19 protein-coding genes are annotated in these 13,926 nt (G+C 66.1%); 7 read left to right on the top strand and 12 right to left on the bottom strand.

Annotated features, from left to right (window positions below; translation table 11 throughout):
- From ACTWP6_RS28575 to ACTWP6_RS28565, 3 genes are all read left to right on the top strand, one after another.
- On the top strand, nucleotides 1–1,382 hold a 1,382-nt coding region (locus ACTWP6_RS28575), incomplete at its 5' end, for a site-specific integrase (protein ID WP_443189453.1).
- On the top strand, nucleotides 1,379–3,163 hold the full coding sequence (locus tag ACTWP6_RS28570) for a hypothetical protein (protein ID WP_443189452.1): 1,785 nt from the start codon (nucleotides 1,379–1,381) through the stop codon (nucleotides 3,161–3,163). The genes ACTWP6_RS28575 and ACTWP6_RS28570, both read left to right, overlap by 4 nt.
- Nucleotides 3,164–3,189: 26 nt before the next feature.
- Entirely contained in the window at nucleotides 3,190–5,301 is a 2,112-nt protein-coding gene (locus ACTWP6_RS28565) for an integrase (RefSeq protein WP_443189451.1), read from the top strand.
- A 429-nt stretch (nucleotides 5,302–5,730) separates the two neighbouring features.
- On the opposite strand, the gene ACTWP6_RS28560 is transcribed toward ACTWP6_RS28565, so the two are convergent.
- The 12 genes from ACTWP6_RS28560 to ACTWP6_RS28505 all read right to left on the bottom strand — a co-directional run bounded on the left by ACTWP6_RS28560 (nucleotide 5,731) and on the right by ACTWP6_RS28505 (nucleotide 10,579).
- Entirely contained in the window at nucleotides 5,731–6,129 is a 399-nt protein-coding gene (locus tag ACTWP6_RS28560) for an STAS domain-containing protein (RefSeq protein WP_260754994.1), read from the bottom strand.
- Between the two features lie 88 nt (nucleotides 6,130–6,217).
- Entirely contained in the window at nucleotides 6,218–6,580 is a 363-nt protein-coding gene (locus ACTWP6_RS28555) for a septation ring formation regulator EzrA (RefSeq protein ID WP_260754995.1), read from the bottom strand.
- 22 nt (nucleotides 6,581–6,602) lie between these two features.
- Nucleotides 6,603–6,884: a hypothetical protein gene (locus ACTWP6_RS28550; RefSeq protein ID WP_260754996.1), complete on the bottom strand. Its 282-nt coding sequence runs from the start codon at nucleotides 6,882–6,884 to the stop codon at nucleotides 6,603–6,605.
- Between the two features lie 117 nt (nucleotides 6,885–7,001).
- On the bottom strand, nucleotides 7,002–7,280 hold the full coding sequence (locus ACTWP6_RS28545) for a GlsB/YeaQ/YmgE family stress response membrane protein (RefSeq protein ID WP_260754997.1): 279 nt from the start codon (nucleotides 7,278–7,280) through the stop codon (nucleotides 7,002–7,004).
- Between the two features lie 105 nt (nucleotides 7,281–7,385).
- Entirely contained in the window at nucleotides 7,386–7,622 is a 237-nt protein-coding gene (mbp1, locus tag ACTWP6_RS28540) for a microaggregate-binding protein 1 (RefSeq protein ID WP_260754998.1), read from the bottom strand.
- Nucleotides 7,623–7,733: 111 nt separating this feature from the next.
- Nucleotides 7,734–8,303: an alkaline shock response membrane anchor protein AmaP gene (locus ACTWP6_RS28535; protein WP_260754999.1), complete on the bottom strand. Its 570-nt coding sequence runs from the start codon at nucleotides 8,301–8,303 to the stop codon at nucleotides 7,734–7,736.
- A 3-nt stretch (nucleotides 8,304–8,306) separates the two neighbouring features.
- Entirely contained in the window at nucleotides 8,307–8,930 is a 624-nt protein-coding gene (locus ACTWP6_RS28530; RefSeq protein ID WP_443189450.1) for a DUF6286 domain-containing protein, read from the bottom strand.
- The gene (locus ACTWP6_RS28525; RefSeq protein WP_443189449.1) at nucleotides 8,927–9,304 is read right to left on the bottom strand and encodes an Asp23/Gls24 family envelope stress response protein; all 378 of its coding nucleotides are present in this window, start codon (nucleotides 9,302–9,304) and stop codon (nucleotides 8,927–8,929) included. Before ACTWP6_RS28525 ends, ACTWP6_RS28530 begins: the two co-directional genes overlap by 4 nt.
- A complete protein-coding gene (locus ACTWP6_RS28520; protein ID WP_260755002.1) occupies nucleotides 9,297–9,476 on the bottom strand; it encodes a hypothetical protein in 180 nt (59 codons plus the stop codon). Before ACTWP6_RS28520 ends, ACTWP6_RS28525 begins: the two co-directional genes overlap by 8 nt.
- A gap of 54 nt (nucleotides 9,477–9,530) precedes the next feature.
- Nucleotides 9,531–9,800: a hypothetical protein gene (locus tag ACTWP6_RS28515; protein WP_443189448.1), complete on the bottom strand. Its 270-nt coding sequence runs from the start codon at nucleotides 9,798–9,800 to the stop codon at nucleotides 9,531–9,533.
- Nucleotides 9,797–10,105, bottom strand: a complete 309-nt coding sequence (locus ACTWP6_RS28510) for a hypothetical protein (protein WP_443189447.1) — start codon at nucleotides 10,103–10,105, stop codon at nucleotides 9,797–9,799. Before ACTWP6_RS28510 ends, ACTWP6_RS28515 begins: the two co-directional genes overlap by 4 nt.
- On the bottom strand, nucleotides 10,106–10,579 hold the full coding sequence (locus ACTWP6_RS28505; RefSeq protein ID WP_443189446.1) for an Asp23/Gls24 family envelope stress response protein: 474 nt from the start codon (nucleotides 10,577–10,579) through the stop codon (nucleotides 10,106–10,108).
- A gap of 211 nt (nucleotides 10,580–10,790) precedes the next feature.
- On the opposite strand from ACTWP6_RS28505, the gene ACTWP6_RS28500 reads away from it, so the two are divergent.
- The 4 genes from ACTWP6_RS28500 (at nucleotide 10,791) to ACTWP6_RS28485 (ending at nucleotide 13,539) form a co-directional block, all read left to right on the top strand.
- On the top strand, nucleotides 10,791–11,372 hold the full coding sequence (locus ACTWP6_RS28500) for an RNA polymerase sigma factor (protein WP_260755006.1): 582 nt from the start codon (nucleotides 10,791–10,793) through the stop codon (nucleotides 11,370–11,372).
- Nucleotides 11,360–11,839, top strand: coding sequence for a hypothetical protein (locus tag ACTWP6_RS28495; RefSeq protein WP_443189445.1), 480 nt, complete (start codon nucleotides 11,360–11,362; stop codon nucleotides 11,837–11,839). Before ACTWP6_RS28500 ends, ACTWP6_RS28495 begins: the two co-directional genes overlap by 13 nt.
- Nucleotides 11,840–12,000: 161 nt before the next feature.
- A complete protein-coding gene (locus ACTWP6_RS28490; protein ID WP_260755008.1) occupies nucleotides 12,001–12,870 on the top strand; it encodes a mechanosensitive ion channel family protein in 870 nt (289 codons plus the stop codon).
- 450 nt (nucleotides 12,871–13,320) lie between these two features.
- Nucleotides 13,321–13,539, top strand: a complete 219-nt coding sequence (locus tag ACTWP6_RS28485) for a hypothetical protein (RefSeq protein WP_443189444.1) — start codon at nucleotides 13,321–13,323, stop codon at nucleotides 13,537–13,539.
- The last annotated feature ends 387 nt before the right edge of the window (nucleotides 13,540–13,926 follow it).

Here is a 13,926-nt window from a genome sequence, read left to right as displayed (position 1 = left end):
GGTACAGCGGCAAGGTATCCAGCACCTGCCGCACACAGCGCTCCCTGACGTTCGGGTCGATCTTCTTCGGCATGGTTTGCATCCTTCCAACTCAGAAAGATGCGGCATCAAACCTGGGGCGCTTCAAGGTGTGGCTGGATTTTCTGCACGCGATGGGCGTTCGATGGGATCAGGCGTCGCGATCGGAACTGGCTGCGTTCAAGGAATGGCGTTTGTCGGCTGAGGAGAATCCTCAGCACGTGAGTTCAAATAGTTTCTGTGTCGATCGCGCGGCGATCCGCGGTTTCTACTCGTGGGCGGCCGAGCAGCACGGAATTGACAACCCCGTCCGGGCCCGTGCGATTGCCACGTCGTGGATGGGCGGGAACCAAGCCGTGTTGGAGAGCACGCCGTCGGGAATGCGTAGAGCCGACGTGAAATGGCTTACCCCGCAAGCATTTCGGTTGTGGCGAAACCTGGGGTTGCGCGGTTTCACGATGGAGGGCGTGCCGCGCCACGATTGGCGGGGGGCGACTGAGGACCGGGACGTCGCGTTCGTGGAGGGGTTGTTCGGGACGGGTTTACGAATCGGCGAGTGGGCCAGCATGGTAACGGTCGAGGTGCCCACGCCGGGTGCTGAGGGGCTCCTGCGTTCGCGCGTTGCGTCTCATTGCGCGAAGGGTGGTAGCGGGCGAGCGTTCTGGATGCGGCGCCGCGTCGCCCAACAAGTTCACTTCTATCTGCAGGAAGGTAGTCGCACCGGTGCCATCGCCCGTGCGCAAAGTGCTGGTCGCTATGAACAGGTTGCCAATCGTTGGGTGGTTGAACAGGTTCGTCGGGATGGGCAACTGGAAGTCGTCGACGAGAAGGGATCGCATCGTGCGGTCCGGCTGGACGCACTCGGGCCGTCGACACGCATGAAGTTGTTCCGCCGGGGACCCCACGGTCTGGAACCGATGTGGCTGTGGCTCAATCACGACGGAACACCTCGCCCCAAACACTCCTGGTACAAGACATTCGACCGCGCGAACACCAGGGTCGCGAAAGCGCTTGCTGCATCGGAAGGTACGCCGCTGTGGTGCCGACCCCACATGCTGAGGCATTCCTTTGCGCTGCGGTGGTATTGCATTGCCACGTTCGTCGCGTGGCGCCGCACCGACATGTTGACCAAGCAGGAGCAGCGCGACTTCCGCAACCAGCTCGGTGATGTGTGGTTCCTCCTGGCGACACTTCTTGGACATCGCAGTGCCGAGGTGACACGCGGTGTCTATCTGGAGCCGTTTCAGGTGCTGCAGGTGGAGGAGCTCATCGCGCTGATGGATGCCGACGATCGACAATCCCTCGAGCGTCTCGTCGCAACAGTCGGCGTCGGTGAGCCGCGTGTGCTGACGGTCCCCACATGACGGGTCACCCTGCGACGCAGCCGGATCCCGCGTGGCGGCCCGTACTGCGGCGACGCGGGCTGATCGTGACGTTCGTAAGCGAGGATGGCACTCAGTCGAAGGACTTCGACTTCGGGTCTCTGCCGGGCAACAACGGAGTCCGCCACGATTTCGCGATCGCATTCGAGGATGCCACGGGTGTGCTGGGCGTATCCAAGCGGTTGAGGGGCGCCGGTGCGCTGTGGCAGTCTGCCCGCCATGCCTGCTGCTGGCTTGCCGAAAACCGACCAAGACTGCGGGGACTGGCAGGTTTGTCTGCCTCGGATGCCCGGCTGCTCGCCTTATCGTGTCGGGTACCCAGCGGCCCTGGCCCGGCGCTGAGCCTCAAGACGCTGCTGCGCTGCAGTCCAGTCGTATCCGATGAGGCACGTCAGGCGTTCGCACGCGTGCGTCACCAGAAGAACGCGGCGGCACGACAACCCTACTCCGCCGACGAGATGCGCCGCATCACCGTCGTGGCACGGGGAATCGTTCGGCGATCGCGTACCCGATTGCGGACTCATTGGGCGATGGTCGCTGATTATCGTGCGGGATGGTTCGATCACCTCCCCCGTGCAGACCCCAATCGCACTCTGGCCGAAGTACTCGATCACTGCGCCCGGGAGGGCGACTTCCCCCGCACCGCCTCGGGTGCACGGGCTAACGTGACCCGGCAGGCGGTGACCGCGGCCGGTGGATGTCGACTTCTATCGCTGCTGCATGTGAGCCCGGGGGAATCGTGGGCATTTGGTGTTCTCCTCGCCGCACTGACCGGCCTGAACCTGTCGACGCTGGACTCACTGCCCGCCCCGCACCGACACGCCAGCAGCCCCGAGGAACCCGGCATCCTATTCGTCAACACCGACAAGCCCCGCCGTGGGAAACGGTCGGTCATGACGGTCCCGGTGACCGCGATGCGCCCCGAGTTGCGGCCCCTTGGTGGAGAGAACCGGCGCGCCGCCGTGCTCAACACGTCACTGACGACCGCGTACGGGGTCTTCATGTTGCTGCTGGAACTGACCGAACCGGCCCGCGCGCTGACCGGATCCCAACGCGCCTTCATCTATTACAGCGCACAGCCCGACAACGTCGAACAGAAACTCTTCGGCTACGGAATCAGCAGTACCGCCTCCGGAGTGACTGCTCGGCGGCGCTGGATGGCGCCGTGGCTGACCGGTGATGCCGGGCGTGACGGGTTGCTCCTCGGGATCAGTATGGATCGGCTGCGCAAGACTCACTTGGAGCAGGTCCGAAAACCCACTTCCCACACCCCGGCCACGTTGGCCCGCTACCTGAGTCGCATGGACCCTGTGCGCCACGAGGGATTCCAGATCGTCGCTGAGGCCCTCGATGAGCAGGTGGCCCGAGCATTGGCCCGACGCTCGATGACGGTGCAACCGGACACCCACGACACCGGATTCGGCCAGGACGCCGTGCTGGGCAACTGCGCCGATTTCGAGCACTCGCCGATCGACGGTCAACGGTGCCGCCAATCGTTCATGGCGTGCCTTGACTGCAGCAACGCCCGCGCCTTCCCACGCCACCTACCGGTTCAACTGGTCGTTGCCGACCGGCTTCGCGGACTGCGCCACGAGATGCCCATCGGGCAGTGGATTGCGTATCACGCGGGTCCTCTCGCGCAACTCGACGACATCTTCGCCGAGTACGAGCAGGCCCAGCTGACCGCCGCGCGAGCCGAGATCACCGACAGCGATCACCAGACAGTCAACCTACTGCTGACGGGAAACCTGGAAGCATCATGACCCACGCGGCTGAGGTATTCGACGTCGTGGCAGGTGTCGACATCGGCCCCGGCACAGCGGTCTTGCTCAACCGCACGCTTCACATCGACGGCATCCGATGCCGATTCGGCGACCCGGTGTGGGATCTGTCCGCGGCGATCGAGGACCGCCACAGTGCAGGGCAAGCCGTGCACTGGGAGGGATTCCCAACGCCATTTCGCCACGCCTGCAAGCTCTACCTTTTCGCCCTGCTCAACATCGTCGACGACGCACCCCGCCTCGACAGTTCCCGATCGCTCTATCCGCACATCAAGACAATTTTGGGCGAGCTGGTGCCGCTGCGGAGGTTCACGACGTGGCTGGTGGAGCGGGGTGTCACATCGTTTGGCCGGGTCAGCGCCGAACATCTCGACGACTACCTGCGCCACGTCACCGAGACCAGCGGTGTCAGCGCAGGATCCAAACGCTCAGCACTACAGGCGATCAAGCGTCTGCACGCGTACCGGGAAGCGCTGCCCCCGCATTGCCGGCTCCCCGCAGAGCCGTTGTGGGGCGGCGCGAGCGCACGAGGTCTCGCCAACTACGAGTCATCCTGGGGCAAGCCGAACACAACCCCGCGCATTCATCCCGAGGTCATGGAGCCGCTGCTCTCGGCGGCGTTGATGGTGACCCGCACGGTCGCGGCTGATCTCCTTCCCGCAGCGCGCAAACTCCTCGCAATGCGGCGCCTGGCCCACCAGATCGCACCCGACATTCGTCGGGCTCCCACCCGTACCGTGTCGCTGTTCGACACCACCAAGGCTCAACTGGACTGCCTGCTAGCTGCCCTGGGCCGCAATGACGCCTCACTTCCGGGTATCCGGACAGGCGGCACGACCAGTGTCGATCTGAAGGGTCTAGCCGTGGGCGGATGGCTTAACCACACCGAACTGAAACGCATGAAAGAGACGTCAGTCCTGCTGGCCAAGCATGGATTACCGATCGACGTCGACATGTTGCGCGTCGACACATTCAGCGCCATCGGCACCCATCGCTGGCGTGAAGACCCAGTCGGCGCGAGTGCACTCGTCGATCTGCTTCGCCACGTCACGACTGCCTGTTTCATCGTGATCGCCTACCTTTCGGGTGTTCGGACCGGCGAGGCACTGAACCTACGACGTGGCTGTATCAGTTGGGACGCGAAACTGGCGTTGACGCTCATGTCCGGTCACCAGTTGAAGGCCGATGAGCAGCGTCGGAACCGATCGCCGGCCACGATCCCGTGGGTCGTGACCGACGAAACCGCCCACGCCATCAGCGTTCTCGAGCAGATCACGGTGAGCGATCTGCTATTCCCGGCTTTCAACATGTGCTCCCAGGAACGGTTCCTCTTCGGCGCTACCCGGACCAGGACGCCCGGCTCCATCAACACCGACATCACCAGCTTCATCGGGTGGTTCAACCGTGACATCGCTCCGGCAGTCAGCCATCCGCTCATCGGCGCTGACCCGAACGGCACGATCCAGGTGCCGCGGTTACGCCGCACACTGGCCTGGCACATCGTGCGGCGCCCCGGCGGAACGATCGCCGGCGCAACGCAATACGGTCACCTGCACACACAAATGATCCACGGTTATGCCGGCGGCGCTGATTCGGGATTCCTCGACGACATCACCTTCGAGCAGTTCCTCCACCGTGCCGAGATCATCCACGACGATGCCCAACGACTCGTAGGCGGCGAGCACGTCTCCGGCCCGGCGGCCGATGAGTATCGGGCCCGCATCGAGCGGGCACGCACGTTCGCGGGCTTAACAGTGACCACCAAGAGTCAGGTCGCTAACGCATTAAAGAATCCGGACTTGCAGATCCACCACGGCGCCGTCGTGACGTGCGTGTTCCGGCGCGCCACCGCAGCCTGCCTCGAACCCGCCGACAGCTCCGCTGAACCCCTCTGGAGTCGATGCCGTCTGGGCTGCGTCAACGCCGCCCATACCGACCGCGACGCAGCCAGCCTTCGCCAGCATGTCAGGGCACTCCAACGCGACCTGGTGACTCTCGAACTCCCCGAGCCGTTGCGGCAACGAATTCAGACGCGCCTGATCGAGCACCGAAAGGCCCTCGCCGAACACGAATCCAGCCGACCGCCGACAACGCCACAGCAGGACGGGGAAGACGAATGACCCTCCTGGGAAATGTCACCGCAGGCAACGATGAGGAACGCCAACTGGTCCGGGCCGCTATCAACCGCCTCCGAGACAATAGAGCCGAGCGGAGCAGCGGCGCACACACTGTCGTGGCCTTGGCCGACGAATCGGGAATATCACGTCAGAGACTCTACGAACATCACAGCGATCTGCTCAACGAGTTCAAGGCGACGGTCGGGTGCGGACCCGTCACGGCCACGGCCGAGGCTCTGCAACGTCAACTTGCACAGGCCCGTAATCACAACCAGGATTTGGCTGCCGAAAATGCTCACCTGCGAAGCAGGGTTAGAACGCTCTCAGCGGTGATTACCGAACTCACGCACGAAACCTCCGGAGCCAACGTCGTTACTTCAATGCCACGCAAATACCCATGTCGATGACCGGGGACTATCTGGGACTATCTCGTTAACCGTTAACGAGATCGTCCGAAAAAAGGATGGTGAGGGCTTCAGGGACCGATTCAGCTGTGGGGATCTGACGCGCGGTGTCGCCGATCTGCAGTAGTCGGCTTGCCGCGGGTCCAGGTACTACGATCCAGGGGGTTGCCGTGGAGGCGTGTCGTCGGCTGATGGCCAGGAGCGTTCGCAGCCCGTCTGCGCCGAGGAACGTGACCGCGGTGAGGTCGAGGATCAGCGGTGCGTGACGAATGACGGTGCGGCCGCGCGCTTCTTGGAGGAGATCGTAGGCGTTGGACGCGTCGATGTCGCCACGGGCGACAACGATGGTGGTGCTGTGTTCGACTCTGTAGACGAAGCGTGCACGGTCGCGGTGTCGCCGTCGAGTGCGTGGTCGTCGGAACGTCATGGTTACGGTGACGAGGCCGGAACACTGGGCCACGTCGGCTTGGCCGGCACGGTGCGGGCCTCCCGTCACGTAGGTGGCGGGAGGGCGTTCAGAGGGCAGAGGTCACCGACTTGCGTGTCTTCTTCACCTTTTTGAGGTCGGTTTCGAGGTCTTTGACCGCGTCGCGGTGCTCGGTGAGGGATTTCTTCACCTTCTTGATGGTCTTCGTTTGTTGGTCAAGGGATTTGCGCAGCGCGGCTTCGCGGCGTTCGACCGTGCGCAACACCTTCTGGGCGGCGGCAACACTGGCTGCCGGCGGTGTCGCGGTCTTGGCGGTGCCGCGGCTTCCGGTCTTTGTGGAAGCCTTCGCCGTGCGTGATCGTGACGGGGAAGCGGACCTCTTCGTGGTCGACGTGGTGGGTGCAGTCTTGCGGCTGCCGGTGGTCTTTTTGGTGGCTCGTTTGGTGGCCATGGTGTGTCCTAACGGGAGGTGGTCACTTCTGCGGCGCGTCGAGGGTGGTCGTCGCGGGCGGCGGTGCGATGGGTGGGGTGTCAGGTCGCGGGTTGTCGATGAGGTCGTTCCGGTCGTTGCCGCGGTTGCTGCGGCGCCGGGTGAAGGCTGACACCGAGAGCAGTGCCCGCGACAGTCGGGTGGGGGCGCCGCCGTTGCGGCGTTGCAGGTAGAGACCAACCTTGGCCAGGGCAAAGGCGAGTAGTGGCAGTAGCAGCGTGGCCAGCAGCCAGCGCCGCACTGGTGAACTCAGGAGTGCCAACATGGCGGTTCCTTTCAGTGCCGGGTGACATTTGCAGTGCCGCCGATGGGTGTTTGACTTGTCACCGGCGTGGCTTGACGGCCTGTCGGCTGGATCGGCGGCGGGGGTGCGGCGCGCGGGTTAGCGGGTTCGGGTGCTGCGGCGGCCGGTGATGCCGAGGTAGCCGGCGATGAGGATGACGGCGAAGATGATTCCGACAAGGAACGGGATGATCTTGAAGCCGCCGTTCTGGTTGGAGTATCCGAGTTTGTAGGACACCCACGTGCCCAGGAATGAGCCGATCGCGCCGAGTAGCACGGTGACGATGACCCCGATGTTCTGCTTGCCGGGCATGACGAGTCGGGCCAGCACACCGACGATGAGTCCGACGACGATGGCGCCGATGATGGTTCCGATCACGGGTTTCTCCTTTGATGGTGGGGGCCGCGTGTGCTGCGAACCGCGGCGTCGAGAGACGGGGGTGCTGGCTGCCCCGCCGGGGCGGCGGGGCAGCTCACGACTTGACTACTCGGCGGCTTTCTGGCGTGCTTCGTGGGTCTTGGCTTCGCCGCGGGCGGCTTCGGCTTCGGCTTCCTTTTGGGCGACGTCGCGCTGGGCGTCGGCTTTGTCCTGCTGGGCCTTACCCTCCTCGGTCAGGCTGTCGTTGCCGGTGACCGCGCCGATGGCCTCTTTGGCCTTGCCCTTGACGCCTTCGACGACGCCCTTGATGCCTTCGGCCGGTCCGCTGTTGCTGTCTGTCATGGGTTTATCCCTTCTCGATGGTGTGGTGTGTTGACTTCTCCCGCCCGTACATGAGCGGGAAAACCTGTGGCGCTCGGTGCGTTCCGGGCGTGCCGGGCTAGTGGGCGGAGGTCACGCGAGCCGGCGGGGGTTGGGTTTGCGGGTGTTGACGTGTAGGCGGGTTTGCACGGCAATGGAGTCGCCGAGCATGCCGACGGTGGTGGCGGCGATCTCGTCGGCCGCGTGGGCGGCGTGGGCGAGGGTGTCGGTGCCGGCGGCGGTGACGTCGAGGTGGATGCTGGGTTTGCCGCGGTCGATGACGGCTTTGCCGCTGGCGGATTTGATCGCGGGGCGCTCGCGCAGTTCGGCGGCCGCGGCGTCAGCCAGAGAGCCGAGGTTGGCCGACAGACAACCTTCGGAAAGGTTGCTGTCGGCCAAGGTGAGGTCCCCGGCCCGACGGGCGGGCCGGTGCGCGATCAGCCACCGCACCCCGAGCAGCACCAGCAGGACTCCGGCGGCGGTGACGGCCCAGGGCCACCATGCGGTTTGGGCGGCGGTCATCAGCCCCGGGGCGGTGAGGTAGACCGGGGTGCCGTCGATCAGGTGAGTCGTCCAGATGATCATGGCCACGCCCAGCACAAGAAGGAACAGGCCGAGGATCAGGGCGGCGAGGCGGTCGACGAACGTGGCGGTACCGGTCATGGTTTAGGGCCTTTCCACTCGGGTGCGCACCGAGATGCGTGGCGCTGAGGCCAGCGGCGCCAAGGCGGTGCGGACGGCGCCGGCGATGGCGTCTTGGGTGACGTCGGGTCCGGTGGTGCGGGCTGTCACTTTGACCGCGCGGCGGGTCGCCGAGGCGGTGGCCTTGGTGACGCCGGGAACGACGCGCGCGGCGGCGGCGGCGAGTTTGGCGGTGTCGGCGACGTCGAGGTAGACGCTGGTTTTGGCCTGCACGGGGATGGCTTTGCGGCGGCGCGGGGACAGCGCTGTCCCGACGAGAATGAGGCCGACGGCGGCGAGGATGGCGCCGATGGGGACCATCCAGCCGGCCGCGGATTGGCCGTCGAACCAGTTGATGGCCGCTTGGGTCCAGGAGGGTCCGGTGATCCAGCCGGCCGCGGCGATGCCGTCGCGGATGCCGGCCGCGCCGAGGGCGATCAGCAGCAGGGCGCTGATCACGCCGACGTAGTGCGCGGCCGCCGGTGCCAGCGGCGGCGGGGCCGATGCCGGGGATTGTGGCGTGGCCTCGGGTTGGCGGGTGCCGTTGTGCAGCGGCCCGGAGGTCGAGTGTGTCGACGGAACGTGTTCGAGGTGTTCGGGGGCGGTCATTGGACCCGCTTTCCGGTGGTGGCGTCGTTGGTGGTGACGGCGGCGACCGCCACGTCGACGCCGTCGACCTGCAATCCGGCCAGGTGCGAGAGCGCGAAGGTGACATTGTCGCGCACGGCGGCGCTGACGGCGCTGAGTTGGTAGCTCCAGGGCACGGCGATGTCGACTTTCGCGCGGACGCGTCCGGCGGCGATGCTGACGTGGGTCTTGGGTTTGGTGCGTCCGGTGAGTTTGTCCAGGCCGCTGGCCTGAAGCCGAACTCCGGCGGTGTCGAGGGCGGCTTTGGCGGCGATCTGTTCGGCGACGCGGTCATGCACGATCAGCGAACCCCGACCGCCGGGGTCGTGGTCGACTGCGGGCGCGGTGTCAGCCACGGCCGCGTCCCCGCAGGAGGGTGGCGAGGTCGAATTCGCCGTCGCGTTGCCCGCCGATCGCGTAGCCGATAGCGCCCAGGATCACAGCGATCAGGAAGCCGGTGAATCCGCCGGCGGCGGCGGCGACGCCGAGCAGCAGCCCGGCCAGTAAACCTACGGTGGCAGTGGTCATTGGGGTGGTCCTCTCACATGGTGGAAGTCGTTGTCAGACAGAGCAGTCGGGGCGTTAGAGGGTGAAGTAGCGGCGGCTGGTGTGTCGGCGCCGCCACTGACGGAGCCAGCGGTGCAGTCGTGCGCGCCGCGACCGCCGGATGATCAGCACCACCTCCAGGGGTGGTCCGCCGTCGGGTTGGCGGTCGATCTCGGCCAGCGCGGCGATGAGGTCTGCTGCGGAGCCGCCGCGATCGGGATGGTGCGCCCAGGCTGCCGCGCGCCGAGCGCTGTGGCGGTCGCGGTCGGCGGCCACGTGCTGCCCGCCCGGCGGGGTGTCGGTCATGATGGGGCGGGGGCGACGTCTTCGACGGTGACGTTGACCTCGGCGCCGGGATGCAGGGCGCTGACGGTGGCGCGGACCGCGGCGGCGGTGTCGCGCACCGCGACGCCGAACACCACGACGATGTGGACGTCGACGACGTTGTCGGTGATGCGGATGCCGGCGACGCGCCGTCCCGGTAGGTAGGTGCCGACCTCGCCGAACATGCCGGGGTGCAGCGCGGCGACGCCGGGAACCGCCAGCACCGCGGCGGCGAGCAGGTCGGCGGGCTCCTGCGGTGCCGGCGTCGCCGCATACCCCTCGGTCACTTACTGAACCCGCGCCGGGCGGCTGCTGTCGGTGCTGGTGTCGTCGTCGCTGTCGTCCTCGACGTGCACGTCGTTGACGGTGATGTTGACCTCGGTGACCTCCAGGCCGGTCATCTTCTCGATCGCGGCGATGACGTTGCGGCGAATCCCGCTGGCCAGATCGGTGATCGCGACCCCGTACTCGGCGACGATGTCGATGTCGATCGCCGCCTGCTTCTCGCCGACCTCCACCGACACGCCCTGGCCGTGGTTGACGGTGGCGCCGGGGATGCGCTCACGGAGCTGGCCGACGATGCGCTGCGCGCCGCCGCCCAGGTCGTAGACGCCGTGGACTTCGCGCGCGGACAGGCCGGCGATCTTGGAGACCACCGTGTCGGCGATCGTGGTCTTTCCGTGCGACGTGGTCAGGGCGGTGTCGCTGGCGGCCGCGGCCGGGGACTTCGGCGCGGTGGCGGGGGGCTGGGTGCTCGTCATGGGCACGGTTCCTTTCACAATTCTCGTCTGGGGTACATGGGCGTAGACGGGGCCGCATCACCGAAGTGCACGTCCGACCGCACGATTGTGATGTAGAACACATGTACCCGATTTTTCGGGTGCGCGTGAAAGGTTTTGTCTCAGCCCTTGTGCGGGTGTGGCTGGTTCACCTCGCGCCGCGAGCCGGCTTTCGGGAGGAGGTCACGGCTTGGTGGACACCCCACCCCGTGAAACGCTCTCGGCGGCAACGCACCTGGGTGACCGCACCCTGGCGGCGGCCGCCGCCCTGGGTGAACGCGCGGCGTTCGAAACGATCGTGCACCGCTACGGCCCGCTGCTCTACGGTTATGTTCGGCGCATGATCAGCGACCGCGACGGGGTCGATGACGTGGTCCAGGAGACGTTCGTCGCCGCCTGGCGTCAAATCGACAACTACCGCGGTGAAGCGGCCCTCAAGACGTGGCTGTTCCGCATTTGTGACCGCAAGATCATCGACTCACGCCGAGTGCGCTACGCCGAACCGATCGATGACCGCCTCATCGACCCCATCGATCCATCGGCGGCCCGAGATCCGGCGATCGTGTTGTCCAACACCGAGTTTCTCGAGGCCCTGGAACGTGCGCTGGCCGAGCTACCGGTCCGTCAACGCGCGGTGTGGGTGTTGCGGGAGATCGACGGCTTGACGTTCCCCCAGATCGGCGTGACCCTGAACTTGAGTCCCGGGGCGGCGCGCGGACATCACCACCGGGCTCAATCAACTCTTCGACGAAGGATGCAGCGATGGCAGCAATGAACGGGGACGACCCGCTCGGCGTACTGCTCTCGCGCGCCGGACAAGCATTGCGGGAGCTGGGTGAACCCGGCTGGGATCGCATCGCCGACACCGTGATCGCCGCAGTCCGCAACACCCCCCGCTCCGGCTGGCCGGTAACCGCGCAGGACCCCGACCCCCAGCAGCCGCCGCTGCCAGGGTGCATCGCGGTCAGCGATCTGGTCATCCGCGCCGCCCTGGCCGCAGCACTGCGCGTCGATCAGATCTGCGCCCCTGCCGCCGTCGACGTCCACCTCGACGGCACCGACCTGCAGCGCATCAGTGTCGCGATCACCGGCCGCTACGGCAACCGGCTCACCGAGGTCGCCGACCACGTCCGCGACCTCGCCGCCGGCATCCTCGACGACCTTCTCGGAGTGGCCGCCCTCGGGCACCAGATCGACGTCGCCGTCATCGACATCGTCCGGGGCAACCCGCTCGCCGAATAGCGCGCCACCCTCGAGCCAAAAGAGCGAGTTTCCCTGCGTAGAAATTAGGGAATTGACTCCGCCGAACGTCACGTGCCCCGGTTTTCGTAAAACGCCGAGACTACGACGACTTTCGCTATTGGCTGCCGCGCAACGTGGCTCTCTAGGGAATGGACGTGTATATGAGGGACGCTCTGAACGACATGTGGCGCTCGGTGGCCACCTTCGCCCCCAAACTGGTGGCCTTCCTGCTGATCCTGATCATCGGGCTGATCGTGGCCAAACTGATCTCCAAGGCGGTCGACAAAATCTTGGAACGGGTCGGGTTCGACCGCGCGGTGGAACGCGGCGGAGTCAAACGCGCCCTGGCCAACAGCCGATACGACGCGTCAACCATCGCCGGGAAGATCGTCTACTACGCGCTGGTGCTGTTCGTGCTGCAACTGGCGTTCGGGGTGTTCGGCCCCAACCCCATCAGCGAACTGCTCAGCGGAGTGATCGCGTTCCTGCCCAAACTGTTCGTTGCTCTGATCATCGTGGTGGTGGCCTCGGCGATCGCCGCCGCGGTGCGAGATCTGTTGTCCAACAGCCTCAGTGGACTGTCCTACGGCAGAATGCTGGCCAACATCGCCAGCGTGTTCATCCTCGGCCTGGGAATCATCGCCGCGCTCAACCAGATCGGCATCGCGCTGACAGTCACCTTGCCGGTGCTGGTCGCGGTCCTGGGCACGATCGGCGGCATCCTGGTCGTCGGGGTCGGCGGCGGCCTGATCAAACCGATGCAGCACCGCTGGGAGGACTACCTCAACAAAGCCGAGCAGGAAAGTCGTAACGTCCGCGACAAGGTGTCCTCCCCGCACGGCACGATGCCTCCGCAGCAACCCGGTCAGGTCGGGGCAGCAGCGCCGGGCTCCTACGACGGCCCCTCCGGGCAGCGACACGCCCATGCGGGCGGTGAGCCGCCCCACGGCTACCAGCAGCCCGGCTACCCACCCCCAGCGCAGCAGCAACCGCCCTACGGCACCAATCCGCCCCCGCGGCAGGGGTACTGACCGCTGCTCCGAATCCACCTGTGCGGCGCTGGTTCCGGTGCAGCCTAGGGCCGACGATTCGTCAACAGCGACCCAGACGCCACCCGCACGGCGTCTGGGTCGCTCACGGCGAGCGGGCCGTCAGGTGGGGGCAGCGGCCGGCGACGCCGTCGCACACCGAATCACCGACGCGCTCATCGAGACGCCCACACAGGCTGATGCCCGATCCAGCGGCGATGACGAACAAGTGCCAGCCATAGCCGGTGCAGCGAAAACTCGCTGCCGCCTGTCCGCGTGCGCGGCCGCCCGGAGGCGCTGCTGGGGCACCGTCGGCCTGCTGCTCAGGTTCGGACTCGCCGCACCGCATCTGTACCGCGGACGCGCTGGAATTGGATAGCCGGGTTACGGTTCACCGCAAGACGCCCGCTGAGCGCAAGCCGCTAAGGAAGCAGGATGTTAGTGTCCAGGCCGATGCCACTCGTCACCACCCGCGCTCGCCGCAGGCTGCGCCGGCCGGCGGCCCGCCGCCGCGGCGTGCGCAGCACCTCAGGGCGCCCTGAGACCGCGATACTGCTGGGTGTGGTCATCGTGTCCGTCGCGGTGGTGTGGGCGCGCCGCCAACGTCGCCGCCAGTCGTTAGCCGGTCCCGGTGACGACAAGCCTGCCGGTTACGAGAATCCCGCGATCTGAATCGCCCAGCGTCAGACAGGCCGTGCAACCTTCGCCGAAACGCCGGGTCGCTGTCTTCCTCACGTAGTGGCAGTGGCACGCTACCGCGCTCGGGCCGCGTCGGCGACGATGTCTGCGTCGCCGCCTTAGGTGTAGGCAGCTTCGCGCACGACCTCATCGGTCTCCAATCCAGCACCCAGCGCGCCACCGAGAGTGGCCAGCGAGTACGTCAGCCACGCGACCGGGGAGCCTGGCCGTTTTGCAACCTTCAAGTGTTGGTGGGTCAAGTCCAGGGACGTGGTGTACGACGTCGTCGTGTGATTCTTCGAGGTGATGGTTCAGGTGGTCAGTGCCGCGGGGGTGGCCTCCTGTTCGGTCGGGGTGTCGTTGACGGTGCGTGATTTGCTC

Origin of the sequence: Mycobacterium sp. 4D054, assembly GCF_052245755.1 — a bacterium.
GTDB lineage: Bacteria > Actinomycetota > Actinomycetes > Mycobacteriales > Mycobacteriaceae > Mycobacterium.
This window is presented reverse-complemented; position numbering and strand designations above follow the sequence as displayed.